The 8,000-nt window shown below is 67.4% G+C and carries 10 protein-coding genes; all 10 read right to left on the reverse strand.

Going from position 1 to position 8,000, the window contains the following annotated elements; translation table 11 throughout:
- Nucleotides 1–222 precede the first annotated feature (222 nt).
- A complete protein-coding gene (locus ACRDPS_RS00150) occupies nucleotides 223–486 on the reverse strand; it encodes a DUF4440 domain-containing protein (protein WP_431499592.1) in 264 nt (87 codons plus the stop codon).
- 91 nt (nucleotides 487–577) lie between these two features.
- A complete protein-coding gene (locus ACRDPS_RS00155; RefSeq protein WP_431499585.1) occupies nucleotides 578–1,351 on the reverse strand; it encodes an alpha/beta hydrolase in 774 nt (257 codons plus the stop codon).
- Between the two features lie 37 nt (nucleotides 1,352–1,388).
- Complete coding sequence (gene rlmN, locus ACRDPS_RS00160; protein WP_431499593.1) at nucleotides 1,389–2,507, reverse strand: 23S rRNA (adenine(2503)-C(2))-methyltransferase RlmN; 1,119 nt, start codon at nucleotides 2,505–2,507, stop codon at nucleotides 1,389–1,391.
- Nucleotides 2,508–2,619: 112 nt separating this feature from the next.
- Nucleotides 2,620–3,018 carry a hypothetical protein gene (locus ACRDPS_RS00165; RefSeq protein WP_431499586.1) on the reverse strand — a complete coding sequence of 133 codons (399 nt, stop codon included), beginning with the start codon at nucleotides 3,016–3,018 and terminating at the stop codon, nucleotides 2,620–2,622.
- A gap of 95 nt (nucleotides 3,019–3,113) precedes the next feature.
- Nucleotides 3,114–3,653 carry a histidine phosphatase family protein gene (locus ACRDPS_RS00170; RefSeq protein ID WP_431499587.1) on the reverse strand — a complete coding sequence of 180 codons (540 nt, stop codon included), beginning with the start codon at nucleotides 3,651–3,653 and terminating at the stop codon, nucleotides 3,114–3,116.
- A complete protein-coding gene (locus ACRDPS_RS00175; RefSeq protein WP_431499588.1) occupies nucleotides 3,653–4,561 on the reverse strand; it encodes a phosphatidate cytidylyltransferase in 909 nt (302 codons plus the stop codon). The genes ACRDPS_RS00170 and ACRDPS_RS00175 overlap by 1 nt, the downstream gene beginning before the upstream one ends.
- 226 nt (nucleotides 4,562–4,787) lie before the next feature.
- On the reverse strand, nucleotides 4,788–5,342 hold the full coding sequence (frr, locus tag ACRDPS_RS00180) for a ribosome recycling factor (RefSeq protein ID WP_431499594.1): 555 nt from the start codon (nucleotides 5,340–5,342) through the stop codon (nucleotides 4,788–4,790).
- A gap of 63 nt (nucleotides 5,343–5,405) precedes the next feature.
- On the reverse strand, nucleotides 5,406–6,119 hold the full coding sequence (gene pyrH / locus ACRDPS_RS00185) for a UMP kinase (protein ID WP_431499589.1): 714 nt from the start codon (nucleotides 6,117–6,119) through the stop codon (nucleotides 5,406–5,408).
- A gap of 168 nt (nucleotides 6,120–6,287) precedes the next feature.
- Nucleotides 6,288–7,097, reverse strand: a complete 810-nt coding sequence (gene tsf, locus ACRDPS_RS00190) for a translation elongation factor Ts (RefSeq protein ID WP_431499590.1) — start codon at nucleotides 7,095–7,097, stop codon at nucleotides 6,288–6,290.
- Nucleotides 7,098–7,145: 48 nt separating this feature from the next.
- Nucleotides 7,146–8,000, reverse strand: an 855-nt coding sequence (rpsB, locus tag ACRDPS_RS00195; protein ID WP_431499591.1) for a 30S ribosomal protein S2, incomplete at its 5' end; no start/stop codon positions are given.

Consider the following 8,000-nt stretch of genomic DNA (forward strand, 5'->3'; position numbering starts at 1 on the left):
GGGTCACGAAGTATGACCCCTACAAGTACGGCGGCTACTACAACGACTGGTTCGCCTACACGATGGCCGACAACGGCAAGTGGGGCTGGGCACCCGAGGTGTTCTTCCAGGGCGGCGACAACATGGAAGCCGACCGCAAGCTCGCCATGTGCTGATGTCTCGGCTGATCACAAGGCGTCGGGGCACTCCGGTTCGAGTGGGACCGGAGTGCTTCGGTCCCACTCACCTGCTCAGGTGTTCATGGAGCATGACCCATCGGCCCTCGCGGCACACCGCGATGCTGGTACCACGCCCCGTCCCGGACCGCGCCTCGCCGTCAACGACGCCGCGCCAATGGAACGTGTAGCGGTAGACCACGGCGGCCGCCGACTCCACCACGACCTCGACGTCTCGGATGGCATATACCTCGTCCTGGATCGTTGCCCAGGTGTCGTCGATCGCCGCCAGGATCGCATCCCGGCCCGGTGAGACCCGTCGGAGAACCAGTACGTCGCGTCCTCAGCGATCACCGGCGCAAGCTGAGCAGCGTCATGGCTGTTCGTGCGGCGTTCGTAATCGGTCAGGAACTCCGACACCGTCATGGCGTTCCCTCAACGAGATGACGAGCAAGATACTCGAGCCAGATCGACGCATCCTCTGGCCTGTTCGATCCGTGTCGGCCGTTGCGGGCGTACAAGGCCTTGTTTTCGCTGCCGATAGCGTCGAAGAGCGATAGTTGCGCATCACGCGGGAAGATCTCGTCCGCCCACTCAACATGGAACAGCACCGGTACGGTGACTCTCTGCGCGGCCCGCAAGGTCGATTTCTCTGTGTTCAGGCCCGGATGCAGGACACCGCCATCCCGAAGTCCGAACTTGCCGAGCACCGCTGCGCTTATCCGCGTGTTCACGGATGCGATCAACGAGAGCCCGAACCGGGCTCCCATGGAAAGGCCCAGGTAACCGACGGTCGTGACACCGAAGGGAGCACAGTCGCCGATGGCGTCAAGGGTGCGGCGCCAATCTTCGATCACCTGCTCTGTGACCTTCCCGACGCCCCTTTCCACCATCGCTGCTTGATAGTCGAACCCGACGGAGGGCGATCGGTCTCCGTGGAACGGTCCGTCGATGGCGACAGAATTGATCCCGTGCTCGCGCACCAGACGGGTGGCCAACCGAACATTCCGGGCACTCAACTTGTGGAGTTGGCCGCCATGTCCAAGCAGGACCAGCGGCCGGGCATCCCGGCCGTTCGGGTTGGCGGCGTACCACGCAACGGCAGGCACATGTTGGTTGGGTTCCCGCTCGACAACGAACCGATGCTGCGTGACGCCGTCGAGCAGGTCTGGTTCTGCCCAGCGCGCGATCGCCATCTGTCTATCCAACCAGTCGATGGCCGGAGCGCTTCGGCTATTCGGCGGCGGCGAGCTGGCCGCAGGCGCCGTCGATCTCGCGGCCGCGGGTGTCGCGGACGGTGGTGGAGATGCCCTTGGCCTCGAGGCGGCGTACGAACTCGCGCTCGTCTTCCGGGTCGGAGGCGGTCCACTTCGAGCCGGGGGTCGGGTTCAAGGGGATCAGGTTGACGTGGACCCAGCCCCAGTCGCCGTAGGAGTTCAGGACGTCGGCGAGCATGTCGGCGCGCCAGCCCTGGTCGTTGATGCCGCGCATCATGGCGTACTCGATGGAGACGCGGCGTCCCGTGACGCGGGCGTAGTTCCAGGCGGCGTCGACGGTCTCGGCGACCGAGAAGCGGGTGTTGATCGGGACGAGCTCGTTGCGCAGCTCGTCGTCGGGCGCGTGCAGGGAGAGGGCGAGGGTGACCGGGATGCCCTCCTCGGTGAGCTGCTTGATCCGGGGCACGAGGCCGACGGTGGAGACGGTCACGTGGCGGGCAGAGAGGCCCAGGCCCTCGGGGGCGGGCGAGGTGAGGCGGCGGACCGCGCCCATCAGCGCCTTGTAGTTGGCCATCGGCTCGCCCATGCCCATGAACACGACGTTGGAGAGCCGCCCCGGGCCGCCGGGGATCTCACCGCTCGCCATCTGCCGAGCAGCGACGACGACCTGGTGGACGATCTCTGCCGTTGACATGTTGCGCTCGAGGCCGCCCTGGCCGGTGGCGCAGAACGGGCAGGCCATGCCGCAGCCGGCCTGGGAGGAGATGCAGACGGTGGCGCGGTCGGAGTAGCGCATCAGCACCGACTCGACCAGAGCGCCGTCGAAGAGCTTCCACAGCGTCTTGCGGGTGGTGCCCTTGTCGGCCTCCTGCTGGCGGATCGGCGTCATCAGATCCGGCAGGAACGTGCTGACGAGATCTGCGCGCTGACTTGCGGGAAGGTCGGTCATCTTCTCGGGATCGTCGACCAGCCGCTCGAAGTAGTGCACCGAGAGCTGCTTGGCCCGGAACGCCGGAAGCCCGGCCTCCTTCGCCGCTTCCTGGCGGCCGGCAAGGTCGAGGTCGGCCAGGTGGCGCGGCGGCTTCCCGCGGCCCTTGGGCGGTGCCATCACCAGGGGCAGGCGGCGCCCCTCCATCGCGGCTGCCTCTGCCTCGGGGCTGTGCGGTGCCGGTACGGTCACAGGGTCGGGCTCGATCACCGCTCCAGTGTCCCACCGGCGTGCTGCGTACGGCTAAATGTGGATCTGGTCAGCCGGTCTTGAGCAGGATCCAGAACACCAGCGCGCCGACGCCGACCACCACCAGCACGGTCAAGATGATCCCCAGCCAGATGAACTGGGCCAGCCGGCGGGTCTTGCGCGGGATGAGCATGGCCAGCGGCACGAGAAGGGTCAGCGCGACCCACGGGAACAGCTCCTCGGCCCTCTCCTGACCGAGTACCCAGGCGAGCAGCGCGCCCCAGGTGCCGGGCACGAGGATGGCGTACGCCAGGCCGATGTAGAACCCGACCAGCGCCGCCACCGTCGGGTGGGAGTCGTGCAGCCACGCCCACACCCCACCCGACCCCGAGGACTCCCCCTCCGGGTCGTGATCGCCCTCGACATCTGGATCGGAGTCCACGTCGAGGTCCGCGGGACGCTGGGTCACCCCTCAACCGTAGCCCGGAACGGCGCGATCTTTCGGCAAAGAATCGCGGCAGGGCGCGGACTGCCGGCTCGGTGACTCCGGGCGTTCCGGCCCTTCTACCCGTCGGTGATGGGCCGGAACGCCTGGGACTGTCCGACGTCGACGGTGATCAGGTCGGGGAGAGCCAGTTCGCGCCATCGGGCGAGGTCCGGCTGCGTCCCGGTGAGCTCTGCGGCGAGGACGGTCCACGCGGTGCCGTGGCCGACGAGCACGGCGTCCTCGTCCGCATGGGCCGACAGGATCCCGGATGCGGCTCTCGTCACTCTTGAGCGGCAGGCCTCGAGCGGCTCCCAGCCGTCGTACGCCGCGACCGACGGCTCCGCGAAGGCGCGCTCGACCGTGGCGTGGTAGTCCTCGATCCAGGCGCTCCCGCGTACGTGCTCGCGCAGGGCGTCGATCACACCGACGTCGCCGTCGGTGAGCAGCTGGGCGGTCTGCTGTGCCTTCGGCTCCGGCGAGGAGTACCACGCCGCGCCGGCCGGGAGCCGGTCGCGCAGGGCCCAGACGTCGTCGAACCCGGCGGGATCGAGCTCCCAGTGCTCCGCGGCGACGCCCGGGACGATCGTCGGTCGCCCGTGGCGTACGAGAAAGAGCATCAGAAGACCGCGTAGTGCAGGATCAGCCAGACCGGGGCGACGGTCGCGAGCAGCGAGTCGAGTCGGTCCATGAGCCCGCCGTGGCCGGGGATGATCTGGCTCATGTCCTTGACGCCGAGGTCGCGCTTGATGACCGACTCGACCAGGTCGCCGAGGACTGCCATCACGCAGGCGACGACGCCGAGCGCGGCACCGACCCACCAGGAGCCGTCGAGCAGCCAGACGACCAGGCCGACGCCGGTGGCGACGGTGAAGACCACGGAGCCGGCGAATCCCTCCCACGACTTCTTCGGGGAGATCACCGGGGCCATCGGGTGCCTGCCGAAGAGGACACCGGCGATGTAGCCGCCGATGTCGGACATGATCGTCAGCAGAACCCAGACGATGATGCCCAGCACGCCGTCGTCGGAGAATCCGCCCGAGGTCCAGCCGCCGCCCTCGCCGAGCATGAGGCCGACGAACGAGCCCAGGAACGGGATGTAGAACAGGGTGAGGACGGAGGCCGCGGACGTACGTACGTAGCCCTCGACCCCACGGCGCAGCACCCACAGCATGATCACGAGGGCGCTCACCGCGGTGGCGGTCACCAGGGCGTCGGAGCCCAGGAAGTAGGCGACCAGGACCATCACCGTGCCGCCGATCATCAGCGGTTGCTCGGGGACGTCCATGTCCTTGGCCATCAAGCCTCGGTGAAGCTCCCAGACCGCGGCCACGACGCAGCCCACGACGATCAGCATGAACGCCGTCTTCACGAACATCAGGCTGAGTGCGATGGCGACGAGGAGTACGACGGCAGAGCCGATCGCGGCGGGTAGGTTGCGGCCGGCGCGGCCGTAGTCCTTCTTCGGCGGCTCGGGAGCTGACGGAGAAGGAGACGGCGGCGTCTGGGTCACGTGGGTTTCAGCCATTCATCCGTAGGGGTTTGCCGGCGGTGGAGCTGCGCCGGGAAGCGGACTGGATCTCGACACGCGGCCACGCCTTCGCAAGCTCAGGCGTGCGCTGGTGCCCTTCGGGCACCTTACTTCCTCGCTCGGCGCGAACGGACGAGCAAGCTCGCCGTTCGACCTCGCTCGGTCGTCACGCTCGATCATTTCGCGTTGCGACCCTGCTCGCTTCGCTCGCAGGGTCGCAGGCTCAAACCTCGAGCAGCTCGGCTTCCTTGGACTTGAGCAGCTCGTCGATGGCGTCGGTGTGCTTCTTGGTGAGGCTGTCGAGGCGCTTCTCGGCACCGGACACGTCGTCCTTGCTGGCTTCGCCGTCTGATCCGAGCTTCTCGAGATTCTGCTTGGCCTTCTGGCGCACCTGACGCACCGAGACACGACCCTGCTCGCCCTTCTCCTTGGCGAGCTTGATGTATTCCTTGCGACGCTCCTCGGTGAGCTCGGGGAAGACCGCGCGCAGGATCTTGCCGTCGTTGGACGGGTTGACGCCGAGGTCGGAGTCGCGGATGGCCTTCTCGACGTTGGCCATCGCGCCGATGTCGAACGGAGCGATGTTGATGATGCGCGCCTCGGGGCTGGTGAAGGAGGCGAGCTGCTGGATCGGCGTCGGGGTGCCGTAGTAGTCGACCAGGATCTTGTTGAACATCGACGGGGTGGCCCGACCGGCGCGGATGGTGGCGAAGTCCTCACGCGTGGAGTCCACCGACTTCGCCATCTTGCTGTCGGCCTCATTGAGGATGTCGTTGATCACCGGGTGCTCCTGTGCGCTCGTAAGTGTTATGGATATGGGTGGCTTCGGGGCTCGTGCCGCTCAGCTGGCGGTGACGAGCGTACCGATCTTCTCACCCTGGACGATCCGGTAGACCGCGCCCTCGTCCTCCGCGCCATAGACGACGATCGGCATCTTGTTCTCCATGCAGAGGGCGAACGCGGTGGCGTCGGCGATCTTGAGCTGCCTCTGCAGCGCCTCGCTGAAGGTGAGCTCGTCGTACTTCGTCGCCGTCGGGTCCTTCTTCGGGTCGGCGGTGTAGACGCCGTCGACGCCGTTCTTGGCCATGAGTACGACCTCGGCGTGGACCTCCAGGGCGCGCTGGGCGGCGACGGTGTCGGTGGAGAAGTAGGGCATGCCGGAGCCGGCGCCGAAGATCACGACCCGACCCTTCTCGAGGTGACGCATGGCCTTGCGCGGGATGTAGGGCTCGGCGACCTGGCCCATCGTGATCGCGGTCTGAACCCGGGTGTCGACCCCCTCCTTCTCGAGGAAGTCCTGCAGCGCGAGGCAGTTCATGACCGTGCCGAGCATGCCCATGTAGTCGGCACGGGCGCGGTCCATGCCGGCCTGCTGAAGCTCGGCGCCGCGGAAGAAGTTGCCGCCGCCGACCACGATCGCGACCTGGACGCCGGAGGCTGCCACAGCGGCGACCTCCTTGGCGATCCCGGCGACCACGACGGGATCGACACCAACCTCGCCACCACCGAAGTTCTCTCCGGACAGTTTCATCAGGATGCGCTGGTAGCGGGTCATGCCGTGGCCTTTCCTCGGACGACGTCTTGCTGGGTGTTGCAGGTGGGGGTGACGTACGAAAGGGCCGGTCCGATGATGACCATTCGGTTCATCGGACCGGCCCCTTTCGTCGTACGTTGCTGCTCAACCTAACTGATCGCGCCTTCGTCGCGCGGGGTCAGGCTCGGTTCAGGCGCCGACGTCGAAGCGGGCGAACTGCTTCACCTGCGTGTTGGCAGCGTCGAGGACCTGCTTGACGGACTTCTTCGACTCGAAGACCGACTCCTGGTCGAGCAGGACGATCTCCTTGAAGAACGCCTTGATGCGACCCTCGACGATCTTGGCGACGGCAGCCTCGGGCTTGCCCTCCTCGAGCGTCTTCTTGGTCAGCACGTCCTTCTCGGCGTCGACGATGTCGGCCGGGACCTCGTCGGAGGTGAGGAACTGCGCCTTGAGCGCGGCAGCCTGCTGGGCGGCCTGCTTCGCGGCAGCCTCGTCACCCTCGTAGGAGACCAGGACGCCGAGGCTCGGCGGCAGGTCGGAGGCCTTCTTGTGCAGGTAGACCGTGGTCTGACCCTCGAAGTAGGCCACCTGGCCGAGCTCGATCTTCTCGCCGATGGTGCGGGCGAGCTCCGCGACGGTCTCGCCGACCGTCTTGTCGCCGAGCGAGACGGCCTTGAGTGCCTCGAGGTCGTTGGCCTTGTTGGCATCGGCAGCGTCCGCGATCTGCTGGGCGGCAGTCACGAAGCCCTCGTTCTTGGCAACGAAGTCGGTCTCCGAGAGGAGGCTGACCAGGGCGTTGCCGGAGGCCGCGACGAGGCCGGCCGAGGTGGTGCGCTCCTCGGCCCGAGCCTGGGCCTTGGCCGCACCCTTGACGCGGAGGATCTCGACGGCCTTGTCGAAGTTGCCGTCAGCCTCGTCGAGCGCCTTCTTGCAGTCCATCATGCCGGCCTGGGTCAGCTCACGGAGCTTCTTGACGTCGGCAGCGGTGTAAGCCATGTGTGTCTTCCTCTGACTGTTAAGTGGCTCTTGGGTGGACGGTGAGGCTCAGGCCTCGGCCGGTGCCTCGGGGGACTTGGCGGGGGTCTCCTCGGCAGAGGTCTCCTCGGCGGGCGCCTCGGTGGCCTCAGCAGCCGGGGTCTCCTCGGCGGGCGCCTCGGTCGCCTCAGCGGCGGGGGTCTCCTCGGCCTTGGCCTCGCCAGCCTTGGCCTCCTCGGCGTCCGGGGTCGCCAGGAGCTCGCGCTCCCACTCGGCCAGGGGCTCGTCCGCGGTGGCGGCGGCGCCCTCGGTGCCCTCGGTCTTGCCACCGGAGCGGGCGATGAGGCCCTCGGCGACGGCGTCGGCGACCACGCGGGTCAGCAGGCCGACGGCGCGGATGGCGTCGTCGTTGCCCGGGATCGGGAAGTCGACCAGGTCGGGGTCGCAGTTGGAGTCCAGGATCGCGACGATCGGGATCCGCAGCTTGCGGGCCTCCTCGACGGCCAGGTGCTCCTTGTTGGTGTCGACGATCCACACGGCGGACGGCGTACGGCCCATCTCGCGGATGCCGCCGAGGGTCTTGTCGAGCTTGTCGCGCTCCCGCTTCATCTGCAGGAGCTCCTTCTTCGTACGGCCCGAGCCGGCGACGTCGTCGAAGTTGACCTCGTCGAGCTCCTTGAGGCGGTTGATCCGCTGGTGCACGGTCTGGAAGTTGGTGAGCATGCCACCCAGCCAGCGCTGGTTGACGTAGGGCATCCCGACGCGCGTCGCCTGCTCGGCGATGGCCTCCTGGGCCTGCTTCTTGGTGCCGACGAACATGACCGTGCCGCCCTTGGCGACGGTCTCCTTGACGAAGGCGAAGCTGCGGTCGATGTAGGCCAGCGACTGCTGCAGGTCGATGATGTAGATGCCGTTGCGGTCCGT

Origin of the sequence: Nocardioides sp., assembly GCF_050699375.1 — a bacterium.
GTDB lineage: Bacteria > Actinomycetota > Actinomycetes > Propionibacteriales > Nocardioidaceae > Nocardioides.